This is a genomic window from Defluviitalea raffinosedens, from assembly GCF_016908775.1.
Classification (GTDB): domain Bacteria; phylum Bacillota; class Clostridia; order Lachnospirales; family Defluviitaleaceae; genus Defluviitalea; species Defluviitalea raffinosedens.
This window is the reverse complement of the sequence record NZ_JAFBEP010000006.1, coordinates 59,435-74,494: the sequence shown is the minus strand read 5'-3', so window position 1 is coordinate 74,494 and position 15,060 is coordinate 59,435. Positions and strand designations below refer to the sequence as shown.

Genomic DNA, 15,060 nt, shown 5'->3' with positions numbered 1-15,060 from the left:
CATAAATCAATGGAGGTGTAGTTTTGGCAGCAAAGAGATCAAAATTAAAAATTATTCCATTAGGAGGTCTTGGGGAAATCGGTAAAAATATTACCGCTTTTGAATACAACGAAAATATTATTGTTGTAGATTGTGGTTTAGCATTTCCTGAAGATGAAATGCTTGGAATTGATTTGGTAATACCGGATATAACTTATTTAAAAAAGAATGCCGAAAAAGTTAAAGGTATTATTTTGACCCATGGACATGAAGACCATATAGGAGCATTACCCTATTTCTTAAAAGAATTAAACGTTCCAATTTATGGAACAAAGTTAACGATTGGCTTAGTTGAAAATAAATTAAAAGAACATAATTTACTTCGCACTGTAAAAAGACATTGTGTATCTACAGGAGAAACGATAGATCTGGATCCTTTTAAGATTGAGTTTATCAGAACCAATCATAGTATTTCAGATGCAGTTGCACTGGCTATACACACGCCTGTAGGCGTCGTGATTCATTCAGGAGATTTTAAAGTAGATTATACACCTATAAAAGGAAATGCTATTGACTTGCAACGTTTTGCAGTATTGGGCAGCAAAGGTGTATTGGCGTTGCTAGCAGACAGTACTAATGCAGAGAGAAAAGGCTATACAATGTCAGAAAGAACGGTTGGGAACGCATTGGAAGAAATTTTTGCTGAAGTGGGTAATCATCGCATTATGGTAGCTACTTTTGCTTCCAATGTGGACAGAGTTCAGCAAATTATTAATGCCGCATATAAGCATGACAGAAAGGTTGCAGTTATCGGAAGAAGTATGGTCAATGTGGTGAAAACAGCCAGTGAATTGGGGTATTTAGATATTCCAGAGAATACTCTTATCGATCTCTCAGAAATAAAAAAGTATAATGATGATCAAATTGTTATTATTATGACAGGAAGCCAGGGAGAGCCTATGGCTGCATTATCCAGAATTGCGACATCTGATCATAGACAGTTGGAAATAAAACCGGGGGATAAGATTATATTAAGCTCTTCTCCAATTCCTGGAAATGAAAAAACGGTTTCAAAAGTAATTAATGAATTGTTCCGTAAAGGTGCAGATGTAATTTATGAAGATGCTCATGTTTCAGGTCATGCTTGTCAGGAAGAGCTAAAGCTGCTTCATAGTTTAGTAAAGCCCAAATATTTTATTCCAGTTCATGGAGAATACAGACATTTGAAACATCATGCTGAATTGGCTATGATGTTAGGGATGCCTAAAGAAAACATTCATATTCTTTCTAACGGAGATGTTCTGGAGTTAACTAAGGATTCTGCCAGAGTCACGGGAACTGTTCCTTCTGGTCAAATCTTGGTAGATGGTTTAGGAGTAGGGGATGTAGGCAATATCGTTCTTCGGGACCGAAGACATTTATCACAGGATGGATTATTGGTTGTAGTTGTGACTATAGATAAAGCATCCAATACAGTGATTTCTGGGCCAGATATTATTTCGAGAGGATTTGTCTATGTCAGAGAATCTGAAGACTTAATGGATGAAGCAAGAAATGTGGTTAAACAGTCTTTGAATCAGTGTGAGCAAAAGCAAATTACAGAATGGTCACAAATAAAAAGCTTAATTAAGGATACTTTAAAAGATTTTTTATGGCAACAGACAAAAAGAAGTCCTATGATACTGCCTATTATTATGGAGGTTTGATCTAAGTAGGGGGCTGCAATTATGGCGAATGTTAATGAAGCAGTTCGTATGCTAATAGATGCGATATATGAAAGCAATCAGTATAAAGCCTATAAAGATATAAAAGAAAAATTGGAACAAGATGATGAAGCTATGAAGAGACTCAATGATTTTAGAAGTCAAAGATTTAAATTAGAATCACAAAATTTAAATCATTCCACTCCTTCACAAGAAAACTATAAAATGATCCAAGATATGTATTCCTCTTTGATGATGGACTCTGATATTTCTTCTTTTATTCAGGCGGAAATAAATTTAAGCGAAATGATCCTTGAAATATATAAGAGTATTAGTGAGTCTATAGATTTTAATCTGGACTTTTTAAATTCATAATAAAAGCATTATTTTTTGGTAAGGATACATGATCACATGTGTCCTTTTTAAATATTCTTATAGTTTTAAGTTGATTAAAATAGTAAATGTTGTATAATGATTATAGATTTAATCAGAATAGGGTGGAAAAATGAAAAAGATAGTTACGCATCTGACAAAAGGCATTATCAATTTGTGTATTTTATTGGTAATGATCCTGGCTTGTGCCTTTGTAGGTAATTTAGCATTTCATTATGCTTATGATATTGCTCATCAACCTTCTCCAGAATCTAGAAGTATTAAAGAAGTTGAGATAACCATCGAACAAGGTGCAACTACTAAAGAAATTGCAAAAATGCTGGAAGAAGAAGGATTAGTTAAAAATGCTTTGTGGTTTGAGTTGAAAAGCAGATATTTTAAATATGATGGAAAGTTTAAAGAAGGAACTTTTTTATTATCAACTAATATGGATGAAGAAGAAATTATGAAAATACTGAGCTCAGAAGGAAGCAAGCGAGAAGGAATAAAGGTTACAATACCGGAAGGATTTACTGTTGAAAAAATTGCTCAAAGATTGGAAGATGAAAGCATAGTAAAAAGAGATGAATTTATGGAGGCTCTTAAAGAAATCAATTATGATTATGACTTTTTATCCATGATTCCTGAAAGAAACAATCGCTTAGAAGGCTATCTTTTTCCAGATACTTATGAAGTTCGAAAAGACAGTGAAGCATCGGAAATAATTAGTAAAATGCTTAGAAGATTTGACGAAATTGTAAAACCGGAGTATTATGAAAGAGCCGAAGAATTAGGCTACAGCATGGACCAAATTATAACTATTGCTTCGATCATTGAGCAAGAGGCAAAATTGGATGAAGAACGTCCAAAGATTGCAGGAGTAATATATAATAGACTTGAAAGCAATATGAATTTGCAAATGTGTTCTACGGTAATGTATGCCCTTGGCAAGCGAAAAGATCGACTTCTATATTCAGATTTAGAAGTTGACTCACCATATAATACTTATTTGTATAATGGACTTCCAATTGGACCTATATGCAATCCTGGTGAAGCATCTATTAAAGCAGCACTTTATCCTGAAAAACATGATTACTATTATTTTGTATTGAAAGATGAAGAAACTGGTGAGCATGAATTTACCAGAACTGGAGAAGAGCATAATCTTGCAAAGCAAAAATATAATCAAAAATTTTAGGAAAATTGTTAAGACGAAAGAACATTCTTTCGTCTTTAATGATGATTATAAATAAAGGTGGAAGAAAATGAGCGAAATTAATTACGACTATATCAATACTTTTATTAGAGATATGATTCCTGAGAAAGAAGGAATTTTAGGAGAAATAGAAAGAGAAGCTATGGTATCAGATTTGCCTATTATTCAAAAGGAAGTGGCAAGTCTTATTTCTGTACTCTTATCCATTAAAAAACCGAAAAAAATACTAGAAATTGGTACCGCGGTTGGTTATTCATCTATTTTGATGAGTAATTACCTGCAGCCACAAGGAGAAATTATTACTATAGAAAGATATGATATTATGCAGAGAGCTGCAAAAGAAAACTTTAAAAAAGCCAATCTTGAAAATATCATCACAATGATTGAAAAAGATGCAGAAGAAGTGCTGCCCACTTTAGAAGGTCCTTTTGACGTGATCTTTATGGATGCAGCGAAAGGACAATATAATACATTTTTGCCTCATTGTATCAGATTGCTAAAAGACGACGGCCTTCTCATTGCAGATAATGTGCTTCATAAAGGAATGATTGCCAGATCAAGATATGATGTTCCCAGACGACAGCGTACCATTCATAAAAGAATGCGTAATTTTTTATGGGAAATCATGCATAATCCCCAGCTAGACTCCTGCATACTTCCAATGGGAGATGGAGTGGCGCTCTGTCATAAAAAAATCAGAAAGGAAGAAAATAATGACTGATATTCAAAAAAAGCCCGAATTGCTCGCTCCTGCTGGGAGTTTAGATGTTTTAAAAACAGCAGTATCTTATGGAGCCGATGCGGTTTATATTGGAGGAAATCATTATGGCCTTAGAGCAAAAGCAAAGAATTTTACCATGGAAGAAATGGCTGAAGGAATAAAATATGCTCATGCTCATAATGTGAATGTATATGTTACCTCTAATATCATTGCTCACAATCAGGATTTAATCGGTGCCGAAAACTATTTTAAAGAATTAGAATCTATTGGTGCAGATGCTCTTATCGTAGCTGATCCAGGAATTTTGCATATAGCCAAACAAGTAGTTCCCGATATGCCTATTCATCTCAGTACACAAGCGAATAATACCAACTATTTAAGTGCATTGTTCTGGCATAATCAAGGGGTAGAAAGAATTGTTGTAGCCAGAGAATTGTCTTTAGAAGAAATTGCTGAAATCCGAAGAAAAACTCCTTTGAGTTTAACTTTAGAAGCTTTTGTTCATGGGGCTATGTGCATTTCATACTCTGGAAGATGCTTGTTAAGTAACTATATGACTGGAAGAGACGCAAATAAGGGAGATTGTGCTCAATCCTGCAGATGGCGATACCATTTAGTAGAAGAAACAAGGCCAGGGCAATATATGCCTATAAAAGAAACTGAAAGAGGTACTTACATCTACAATTCTAAAGATTTATGCATGATTGATCATATTCCGGAACTTGTCAAAGCAGGAATTGACAGTTTTAAAATAGAAGGAAGAATGAAAACTTCTTTTTATGTAGGGTCTGTAGTTAAAGTCTACAGAGAAGCAATAGATGATTTTTTTACTGATCCGGATTTATATGAATCGAAAAAAGCATATTATCTGGAAGAAGTAGCTAAATTTAGTCACAGAGATTATACTAAAGGTTTTTATTTTAATAAACCTTTAGGGACGGAACAGATTTATACCCATAATACTTATATTAGGGGTTATAGCTTTGCCGGAACTGTTTTAGATTATAATCCAGAAACCCGAGTCGCATTAATTGAACAGAGAACAAAGTTCTCTGTGGGAGATGAAATTGAATTTATTCCTTATAAAGAATCTTCATTTAAGCAAAAAATAGAAGCCTTATGGGATGAAGAAGGAAATCCAATAGGGTCGGCTCCTCATCCTAAGCAAATTGTCCGTCTGAAAGTATCTCGACCTGTTGAAAAGAATATTTTGGTAAGGAAAAAAGATTCAGAGGAAACTAAATAAAAATTCAGAAGAAAATATTAAAAAAAAGTTTAAGACACGCACATCTCTGTAAAAGGATTCATAGAATAAAAAAGAACCTTTTCCGGAGGTGTGTTTTTTGCTTTTGGGAATCTTTCAGTTCATATGTGCATTTTCATACTTTACAGGGAACTCATCTTTTCCGCAGCCCCTCACTCAGGAAGAAGAAAAATACTATTTAGATTTATACAAACAAGGAGACGATAGTGCCAAAAATATTTTAATTGAGAGAAACCTGAGATTAGTTGCGCATATTGTAAAAAAATATACTAGTATAAATAAAGATATTGATGACCTTATTTCTATTGGTACTATCGGTTTAATTAAAGCTATATCTTCTTATGATTTAGAAAAAGGCACGAGACTTGCTACCTATGCTGCGAGATGTATTGAAAACGAAATCTTAATGAGTATTCGTTCATCCAAGAAGCAAAGAAATGAGGTTTCCCTACAGGCGCCCATAGGAACTGATAAAGAAGGTAATGAAATCGCATTAATAGATATTTTATGCAATGATACGGAATCTATCTTAGACCAAGTAGATTTTAAAATTCGTCTGAGAAAATTATATCAAAAAATGAAAACAGCCCTTAAAAGAAGAGAAAAAGATGTATTAGAAATGAGATATGGACTGGAAAGCGGAAATGAAAAAACTCAAAGGGAAATAGCAGATATGTTAGGGATTTCGAGATCTTATGTATCGAGGATAGAAAAGAAAGCAATAAAAAAATTAAGTGAAGAACTTCTTGAGTAAAAATGCTGATAATTTTTCAGCATTTTTATTTTTTAATAAATGAATGCAATAATGTATAAAGTTATGTACAACTAGTTCATAATTAAAATAGATATCTACATAAATTTACTAATATTACATATTAAGGTTTTAAGGTATTTTATTTTAAAGCGGTGATAAAAATGAAAAAGGGAAAAAAGAAAAAACTAGGAGATTTACTTCTTCAAGCAGATATGATTACCAAGGAGCAGCTTGAAAAAGGTCTACAGGAGCAAGTAAAAACAGGGAAAAAGTTAGGTGAAATTCTTGTTGAAAAAGGATGGGTAAGCGAAAAAAATCTTATGGAAGTTTTAGAATTTCAGTTAGGAATCCCATATGTAGATTTATCTCAATATATAATCGATGCCAATGCAGCTGGAATGATTAACGAAAATTTAGCAAAAAGGCATAATTTGATTCCAATTAAAACAGTAAATAATCATTTGATCGTAGCCATGTCTGATCCTTTAAATATATTTGCCTTAGATGATGTTCGCATTACAACCAAAATGGAAGTTATACCTGTCCTTGCAAATTTTGCAGATGTTAAAAGTGCAATTGATAAAATGTATGGAACGAGTAAAGTAGCAAGTATTGCAGAAAAGTTTCAAAAGCATATGCAAGAAAAAATAAAAAAACAGGCAATTGATGATCATAACTTTCAAAGTGAAGCAGAGATTTTAAATGCTCCTGCAGTCCAATTGGTTGATAACATTATTGATCAGGCAATTAAGAGAAATGCCAGTGACATACATATAGAGCCTTTTGAAAAATATGTTCGAGTTCGACTGAGAATAGACGGGCAACTGCAAGAACTTTTAAAAACTGATTTTACTGCATTAAACGCAATAGTTACAAGAATAAAAATCCAAGGAAAAATGAATATCGCAGAAAGAAGACTTCCTCAAGACGGAAGAATAGGACTAGCATTAGAAAGTAATCAATTAGATCTGAGGGTGAATGTCCTTCCGACAATTTATGGAGAGAAAGTTGTTATTCGTTTAATCTATAGGAGTGGAATGCAGTTTAAAAAAGAGCAGTTAGGATTCTATCCCGAAGATTTGGATAAGTTCACTAGGCTTTTGAAAAATCCCCATGGAATTATATTGGTAACAGGTCCTACAGGGAGCGGAAAATCAACTACTCTTGCAACAGCATTAAGAGAATTGAATCAACCTAATGTAAATATTGTTACTGTAGAAGATCCTGTAGAAAATATGATAGATGGTGTTAACCAAGTTCATGTGAATGTAAAAGCCGGACTTACCTTTGCCAATGCTCTTCGGGCAATACTACGTCAAGATCCGGATATTATTATGATTGGAGAAATGAGAGACCATGAAACCTGTAGTATTGCAGTCAGAGCTGCTATAACAGGGCATCTTGTACTGAGTACTTTGCATACAAATGATGCACCCAGTTCTGTGACACGATTGATTGATATGGGAGTAGAACCTTTTATGGTGGCTACCGCAGTTCAAGGTATTATTGCTCAAAGGCTGGTTAGAAAAATCTGTAGCCATTGTAGTATACCCATTGCTTTAGCAAAAGAAGAAGCTGAAATATTGAAAGTCCCAACAGAAACCGTTGTTTACAAAGGAAAGGGTTGCCAAGTATGCAATAATACTGGTTATTACGGAAGAAAGGCTGTTCATGAAATTATGATTTTAAATGCAGGACTTAGAGAACTCATTGCAAAGGGCGCAAATACAGATGAAATCAAAGAAGCAGCAATCCGATATGGCATGAACACACTTTGGTCTAACACCAGGAAAAATGTATTGGAAGGAATAACCACTGTCGAAGAATTTCTTAAAATAGCTTATGGACAAGAGTAGGAGGTTAATATGAATATTGATCAATTATTAGCTCTTGGAACACAGGCTAGGGCATCAGACATACATATTACTGTTGGGGTACCGCCGATATTTAGAATCAATGGCAAACTTAAATCAGCGGATATGCCGCAATTAATGCCTCAAGATACTGAAGATTTAGTGATGCAGTTATTAAAAGATGAAAGGAAAAAGGAAATTTTTCTAAGAGAGGGGGAAGTGGATTTTTCTTATGGAATATCTTCAGTTGGACGTTTCAGAGTAAATGTATACAAGCAAAGAGGAACTTGTGCTGCTGCATTAAGGGCTGTAACGATGAATATTCCCACTCTGGAAGAACTGGGTATGCCTTCAGTTATAAATGAATTAGCAAGAAACACAAGAGGATTGGTTCTCGTTACAGGCCCTACGGGTAGCGGAAAATCTACAACCCTTGCGGCAATGATTGATGAGATTAATCGTGAAAGAGCTTGTCATATTCTTACATTAGAAGATCCTATCGAATATCTCCATAAACATAATAAGAGTATTGTAAATCAAAGAGAAATAGGAGCGGATACAAAATCTTATGCTTCAGCCTTAAGATCGGCTCTTCGTGAAGATCCTGACGTTATATTGATTGGAGAAATGAGGGATTTGGAAACTATATCTATTGCTATTACAGCTGCTGAAACGGGACATTTTGTTTTATCAACGCTTCATACCATTGGAGCAGCGCAAACAGTGGATAGAATCATCGACGTATTCCCCCTTCATCACCAAGAGCAAATAAGAATCCAACTTTCTAATGTTTTAAAAGGAGTTATTTCTCAACAGCTTATAAAAAGAAAAGATCGAAGTGGAAGAATAGTTGCAACGGAAATTATGGTAACTACTTCTGCAATATCTAATCTTATTCGGGAAGGTAAAAGCCATCAAATCCATTCCACGATTCAGACGGGAAGTAAACATGGAATGCATACGATGGATATGAGTTTGGCTCAACTTTATAAGCAAGGAAAAATAGATATTCAAGATGCTATAAGATATGCCCAGGATCAAACAAATATCAAAAGACTTTTGGGAATGCCATAAGGAGGGTCATGTGTGCCTGTTTATACATATAAAGCTAAGGATATAAACGGTACAGTGATAAAAGGAGAGATAGAATTTGATTCTAAAGAAGAGACAATTCATCATCTATTATCTAGAAATTTAATTCCAATGGATATTAAAGGGAAAAATATCTGGAATACAGATTTAAGTCAGCTGTCTATGTTCCGGCCAAAAGTAAAAATAGAAGATATTGCTGTTTTTTGCAGACAATTTGCTGTTATGCTTCAATCGGGAATTTCTATAGGAGGTACTTTGGATACACTGGGAAAGCAATGCAATAATGCATCTTTCAGGGGAATTATCCAAAAGATCCATGAAGAAGTTCAGAAAGGAAGAGGTCTTTCTGAAGCAATGAGGGAGCATAAAGCATTTCCCTTAATACTTATTAATATGGTTGAAGCAGGGGAAATCAGTGGTAACTTAGATTCTGTCATGGATCAGATGGCAATTCATTTTGAAAAGGTAATGAAGATCCAAAGGCAGATCAAAAAAGCGATGACTTATCCCATTCTTCTTATAAATTTAATGGTTGTCGTTGTCATAAGCATGCTGGTTTTTGTAGTTCCAAGATTTGTAGGGATGTTTTATGAAATTGATGCAGAGCTTCCTAAAATCACCTTAGCGCTCTTGACCATTAGTGATTTTATGCAAGAAAAATGGTTTATTATCTTTGCTATTTTCATATTGCTGATCTTTGGGTTTAAGTATATAGAAAAATCCGTAGAAGTAAAGTACTGGTTAGATTGGTGTTCATTAAAGGTACCTTTATTCGGCAATCTGAATAAAAAAATCATCTATACTCACTTTAGTAGAACCCTTTGCAGTTTAATGGCAGCTGGCATTCCAATTATTCAAACCATGGAAGTTTTAGAAAAAGTAGTTCAAAATACTGTTGCTATGAAAGTTATTGATCAATGTAAAAATGAAATAAAACAGGGTGGGAGTCTTGCCACAGCCATGCAGCAATCTGATTTTTTTCCCGTAATGCTCATAAGTATGGTTCGTATAGGAGAAGAATCCGGTTCTTTGGAAACTGTTATGGCCAAGACCGCACATTTTTATGAGGAAGAACTGGAGACAGTCATCGATCAAATGACTTCTTTAATATCGCCTCTTATTACGCTTATAATGGGAGGCATCCTCACTTTTATTATGTTGGCGATTATAATGCCCATGTTCACTCTAGCAACTCAAATTTAAAGTATCGATTACTCATAATGCAAGATGAAAATAGGCAGTTTCTAATCTTAATAGATTTTTATGAGAAATGAGGGAGAGGGTGTAAAGTGCTAAAAAATTTATCTAAAAAAGAAAAAGGTTTTACAATGATTGAATTGATCATCGTAATTGCGATCATTGCGATTATTAGTGCAATTATTGCTCCGAATTTTAACCAAACTACAGCAAAGGCAAAAGTCAAAGCTGATATTGCTTCCATAAGAGAAATTAACAGGCAAATTGCTTTGTACGCAGCAGAAAGTGGCTCTTATCCTGCAGGCAATGAATCAATTAAACATGACGGAACAACATCTAACAGTAGTGGTGGACTTTCAACACTAAAAGCAAAGAATTATTTAGATCATTTACCAGTTCCTCAAACACAAGGGTTAACATTTTCATATGATGCAACAACAGGAAGAGCTTTTATTGGTAAAGACGGAACGCCATCTCAACATGTGATCGATGCAATTAATGGTTTATCAAGTGAGGAGAGAGAATTTATTAATTCTACTGATTTTTCAATTCCACATTCATAATCTTAAAATTCATTTTTTGCATTCATTTACTTATTCAATTTAAAATGTCTAAAAAATTTATTTGCTTTTCGAATATTGCTTATGAGATCTAAATGTTTTTAAGAAAATACGAAAGGAAGAATTCAATGAATTTACTTGTTATAGTGATAGGATTTATAGTCGGCAGTTTTTTAAATGTATGTGTTTTTCGCATTCCTCTAAAAGAATCCATAATTTTTCCTCCGTCTCATTGCATGTATTGCCAGCATAAACTCGGAATTTTAGATTTAATTCCTTTATTGAGTTTCATATTTTTAAAAGGTCAATGTAGATATTGCGGGAAAAAGATCAACATGCAATATCCAGTAATTGAATTAGCCAATGGCATGATTTATTGGATTTTATTTCGTAAATTTGGTTTGAGTTATTCATTTATGTTTTATGCCTTATTTTCATCTCTGTTATTAGTGATCGCCGTGATTGATTTTAGAACCCAAATGATACCTAATAAACTCATTATTTTTGGTATACTGCTTGGAACTATATTTATCACTATTGATTACATTATAAATCGTTCTTTTTTGGCTATTCAAAATGGAATAACAGGATTTTTAGCCGGGGCCTTGATGATATTGATTATTATACTTATATCCCAGGGAGGCATGGGTGCTGGCGATATGAAACTTATGGGAGTTATTGGTTTGTTTCTGGGATTTAGGGGCGTAATCATGAGTTTTTTTTTAGGAGTTTTATTGGGAGGAATTATAGGGGTAATTCTTTTGGTCACTAAGATCAAAGACAGAAAAGCTGCCATTCCTTTCGCACCTTTTTTAGTATTAGGTACTTTTGCTTCCCTCTATTGGGGAGATCAGATTTTTTGCTGGTATTTGTCTTTGCTATAAACTTATAATTGACATCAGGGATATTGTAAAAAAGTAGGTGAGAGGATGTCAGAATTTAAACGAATTTTACATAATGAAAAAGGTTTAACTTTGGTAGAAATTTTGATAACTATGTCACTTTTTAGTGTGCTTGCCCTAAGTATATGGGACATTATGAATCATACAGTGAAAAGTTCGGAGAGAATCTATGCAAAGATAGAACTTGTTGAAAATGCAAGAATTGCATTAGATTTTATGATTGATGAGATCAGAAGAGCTCAAAAAATTAAAATTGATTATCCTTCCTCCAATACTATCTTAGGATTGGAGATTGATGGAATAGAAGGAATCAATATTTCCTCTGGAGCTGGAGATGTAGAATTTAGTCTTAATGGAAATAAGCTTAAATTTAATGATATTGAACTGGTCGATCACATTCAATCTGTTAGCTTTGAACCTTCTTCTCTTGATCAAGATCAAAATGGTCAATTAGATCCCGAATTGGATGTCAATAAAGATGGGCTAATGGATAAAAATCTAAAAATAACTATAAAAACTATTCCATTAAAGGATATACCATCTTATGAAATTAGTGGAGAAGTTTCTATCAGATATAAAGAAATAGCATCCTATTAAATGAATGAAATTAAGGAGGTAATAGAATGGGACAAGCTTTGTTAGGGATTGAGATTGGGAACTGTAATATTAAAGCTGTTCAAGGAATCCAAAAGCGAAATGAGTTGGTGTTAACAAATTACGGTATAGAACCGACGCCGAAGGGAGCCGTTTGGGATGGATTTATTATGGATATGGATGCTTTATTGCACAGTTTAGAAAATCTCTTAAAAAGGAAACACTTTACAGAAAAAAATACTGCCATTATGGTGCAAGGGACTTCTGTAATAACAAGGAATGTTCTGATGCCTCCTATGGGTGAAAAAGAACTTCGAATGATATTGGATTACAAAAAAGATGACTATTTTTTAATAGATGTATCTGATTATCAGACAGATTTTAAAATATTGAATGAAGTAGAAACCGAAGAAGGAAAAATGCTTAATGTATTATTAGTCGCTGTACCTAATATTATAATTAAAAATACTTTGGAATTAATTAAAAGACTTAATCTAAAACCTAAATTTATTGATATTGCTTCTAATGCTCTTTCAAAAATATTTGCATCGAGGTCTTTTGGATTTTATAATGAAAAATTTTCGATTATGATATTGGATCTTGGAGGACAAACCACAACGGTTACTATATTGTCAGAAGGCCATATTTTATTTAGTCGCTCTATATTATATGGATTGGAGCAGCTGAAGGAATTCATGAGAGACGAATTTGAAGGAAACGATTTGGTAGCATCTGCTCTTGAAGAGCAGATGATTCAAGAAATCAATCGCTTTTTAGAGTTTTACTATTCCAGAAGCAATGTAAAAAAGATAAAAATTATTTATCTCGTAGGTGGAGGAGCTTATTTTAAAAATATTGCTCAATACATAGAAAATATGTTAGATATTCCTGTAAAACCAGCTGATGTATTTGAAGACATTGTGATAAAAGATATATCTGGATTTGATAAAGATTTTTTCTATCTTGTAAATGCGCTTGGTTTAATAAAACGTACTTGAATGGGGGAATAGATTTGAAAGATATTAATTTGATGCCAAGAGAGTATGTTTTAGAAGAAAAACGAAAAAAACTCCAAGCTATTTTTTTAACTTTAGGATGTAGTTTTTTGCTATTGGTTATCTCGGGCATAAGTTTACCTTTCAAAATAATAAATAATAAGACTCAAGAGTTAAAAAAGCTCAATTCACTAATATTAGACTCAAAGTATGAAGTAATTAGTGAAGTCCATAAGCAATTGAAGCAAAAGAATGAAGAACTAAAATCAATGCAGAAATTGGAAAATGAGATAAAAAAAGAATCCATAGTTAGCATAAAAGTTTTAGATCTATTAACAGGATATCTTCCTTCAGAAATGTACTTTCAAAAATTGATAGTTGATAATAATAATAAAGTCATTAAAATCGAAGGCAATGCAGGAAAGGCAGAACATGTATCTGAGTATGTTGTTCAACTTTCTAATTTACCCTTTGTAGAAAAAGTAGAGATGAAAACAAGCACTGAAGAAGTAAAATCAAAAAATAATTTTTCAGACAAGGCTTTTGATGGATTGCAAGTTGTAAAATACGAAGTAACACTGCAAATGAGGAATGAGGAGGGAATATCAAAAAAAGATGAAATTCAAAGAGAATAAACTGGAACTCATCATTTTGACAGCAGTACTGATCATTGGTAGTGGAATTCTATATTATAAATATGTATTATGTGTGCAAATACAGCGTATTAAGCAGCTCAATACAGATATTAAAGATGCAAAATATACACTTGAACTTAAAAATATAGAATTAAAAAAAGTCAATTCTCTGCAAAATGAAATTTCTCATCTTGATACCCGTATCAATGCTTTCAAGCTGAAAATTATTCCTTATCATGAAACAGCACAAAAATTAGTCTTGTTACAGAATTTTATCACACTTAGTAATTTAACTTTAGAAAAAATTGAGTTAAAAGAGCCAACTGAAAAGGCTTTAGGCGACGAAAGTTTGGAAAATAGTGATGTGCCTTCGAATGATGTCTTGGATCAAGAGATTATAAAGTATGGAGAGCTATTCATTAATTTAGAACTGTTTGGTAGCTACGAAGATTTAAGAGTTTTCATTGAGCAAATAGGAGCATCGGTAAAACCTTTTGTGATCAATACGATTGAAATTACTCCCAGGGAAAAAGGGAAAGACAGTGAGTATCAAGAAGATGAAGTTCAGGCAAAAATTGAATTATTGGCTTATATTTTGTTAAATCCTTCAGAAAGGGAGAATTCTAATTATAATTTTATGGAATATGAGTACAAATATAAAAACCCTTTTAAACCCATGGCAAAGATCGAAAATAAATTTGAAAATCAGATAATGGGAATTATTGAAGAAAAATCATCTGATTTAAAACCCTCAGATCTTTTTGCACATGGAAATAATGTATTACCGTTAAAAGTAAAAGACTTTAAAATTGCAGTTAAAGATATTTATGCTTCGGGAGATAATTTTTACATAGTTGGACCAGGAAATAAAGGAGAATATACGACGCTGCAAGCAAGAACCATAAGTCCTGTAAGTTTCTATTTAACCCTTAACCCTACAGGATACGAGTACTTTATTGAGACAAAGGAGCAAGGGGTAAAATCTTTCCAAAAGAAAATGGTTTTAGATCAATGCAGAGTTATTGTAGATTCTACAGTGATGGCCATGCGGAACAATCAGGAACTCAATACATGTATTTTTATTCAAAACAATACAGAATACCCCCTGCAAGTACTGCTAAAAGGCAGCTACTTAGACAAAATACATATTTATACCAAAAATGGATTTGAAATCAAAGCGGGAGAAATTAAAGAAAATATTCAAGTGACAATAGTACAATAAA

General features: G+C 33.3%; 15 protein-coding genes. All 15 read left to right on the top strand.

Annotated features, from left to right (window positions below; all coding sequences use genetic code 11):
• Positions 1–23: 23 nt before the first annotated feature.
• The 15 genes from JOD07_RS06510 (at position 24) to JOD07_RS06440 (ending at position 15,059) form a co-directional block, all read left to right on the top strand.
• On the top strand, positions 24–1,685 hold the full coding sequence (locus tag JOD07_RS06510; protein WP_158739172.1) for a ribonuclease J: 1,662 nt from the start codon (positions 24–26) through the stop codon (positions 1,683–1,685).
• Positions 1,686–1,706: 21 nt separating this feature from the next.
• Entirely contained in the window at positions 1,707–2,057 is a 351-nt protein-coding gene (locus tag JOD07_RS06505; protein ID WP_158739171.1) for a YlbF/YmcA family competence regulator, read from the top strand.
• A 130-nt stretch (positions 2,058–2,187) separates the two neighbouring features.
• A complete protein-coding gene (gene mltG, locus JOD07_RS06500; RefSeq protein WP_204612936.1) occupies positions 2,188–3,252 on the top strand; it encodes an endolytic transglycosylase MltG in 1,065 nt (354 codons plus the stop codon).
• A gap of 67 nt (positions 3,253–3,319) precedes the next feature.
• Positions 3,320–3,991 (top strand): O-methyltransferase, encoded by a 672-nt coding sequence (locus JOD07_RS06495; protein WP_158739169.1) that lies wholly within the window; start codon positions 3,320–3,322, stop codon positions 3,989–3,991.
• Complete coding sequence (locus tag JOD07_RS06490) at positions 3,984–5,237, top strand: peptidase U32 family protein (protein WP_204612934.1); 1,254 nt, start codon at positions 3,984–3,986, stop codon at positions 5,235–5,237. The genes JOD07_RS06495 and JOD07_RS06490 overlap by 8 nt, the downstream gene beginning before the upstream one ends.
• Before the next feature lie 97 nt (positions 5,238–5,334).
• Positions 5,335–6,009, top strand: a complete 675-nt coding sequence (gene sigK, locus JOD07_RS06485) for an RNA polymerase sporulation sigma factor SigK (RefSeq protein ID WP_207756851.1) — start codon at positions 5,335–5,337, stop codon at positions 6,007–6,009.
• Positions 6,010–6,170: 161 nt separating this feature from the next.
• Entirely contained in the window at positions 6,171–7,865 is a 1,695-nt protein-coding gene (locus JOD07_RS06480; RefSeq protein ID WP_158739166.1) for a GspE/PulE family protein, read from the top strand.
• Between the two features lie 9 nt (positions 7,866–7,874).
• Positions 7,875–8,936 carry a type IV pilus twitching motility protein PilT gene (locus JOD07_RS06475; RefSeq protein WP_204612933.1) on the top strand — a complete coding sequence of 354 codons (1,062 nt, stop codon included), beginning with the start codon at positions 7,875–7,877 and terminating at the stop codon, positions 8,934–8,936.
• A gap of 12 nt (positions 8,937–8,948) precedes the next feature.
• Positions 8,949–10,157: a type II secretion system F family protein gene (locus JOD07_RS06470; RefSeq protein ID WP_158739164.1), complete on the top strand. Its 1,209-nt coding sequence runs from the start codon at positions 8,949–8,951 to the stop codon at positions 10,155–10,157.
• A gap of 86 nt (positions 10,158–10,243) precedes the next feature.
• The gene (locus tag JOD07_RS06465; RefSeq protein WP_274596557.1) at positions 10,244–10,714 is read left to right on the top strand and encodes a prepilin-type N-terminal cleavage/methylation domain-containing protein; all 471 of its coding nucleotides are present in this window, start codon (positions 10,244–10,246) and stop codon (positions 10,712–10,714) included.
• Positions 10,715–10,806: 92 nt separating this feature from the next.
• Entirely contained in the window at positions 10,807–11,595 is a 789-nt protein-coding gene (locus JOD07_RS06460) for a prepilin peptidase (protein ID WP_330636180.1), read from the top strand.
• 45 nt (positions 11,596–11,640) lie between these two features.
• Positions 11,641–12,210, top strand: coding sequence for a PulJ/GspJ family protein (locus tag JOD07_RS06455; RefSeq protein ID WP_158739162.1), 570 nt, complete (start codon positions 11,641–11,643; stop codon positions 12,208–12,210).
• A 26-nt stretch (positions 12,211–12,236) separates the two neighbouring features.
• A complete protein-coding gene (gene pilM / locus JOD07_RS06450) occupies positions 12,237–13,205 on the top strand; it encodes a type IV pilus assembly protein PilM (protein ID WP_158739161.1) in 969 nt (322 codons plus the stop codon).
• 14 nt (positions 13,206–13,219) lie between these two features.
• Positions 13,220–13,837: a PilN domain-containing protein gene (locus JOD07_RS06445; RefSeq protein ID WP_158739160.1), complete on the top strand. Its 618-nt coding sequence runs from the start codon at positions 13,220–13,222 to the stop codon at positions 13,835–13,837.
• Positions 13,818–15,059 carry a hypothetical protein gene (locus tag JOD07_RS06440; RefSeq protein ID WP_158739159.1) on the top strand — a complete coding sequence of 414 codons (1,242 nt, stop codon included), beginning with the start codon at positions 13,818–13,820 and terminating at the stop codon, positions 15,057–15,059. Before JOD07_RS06445 ends, JOD07_RS06440 begins: the two co-directional genes overlap by 20 nt.
• The last annotated feature ends 1 nt before the right edge of the window (position 15,060 follow it).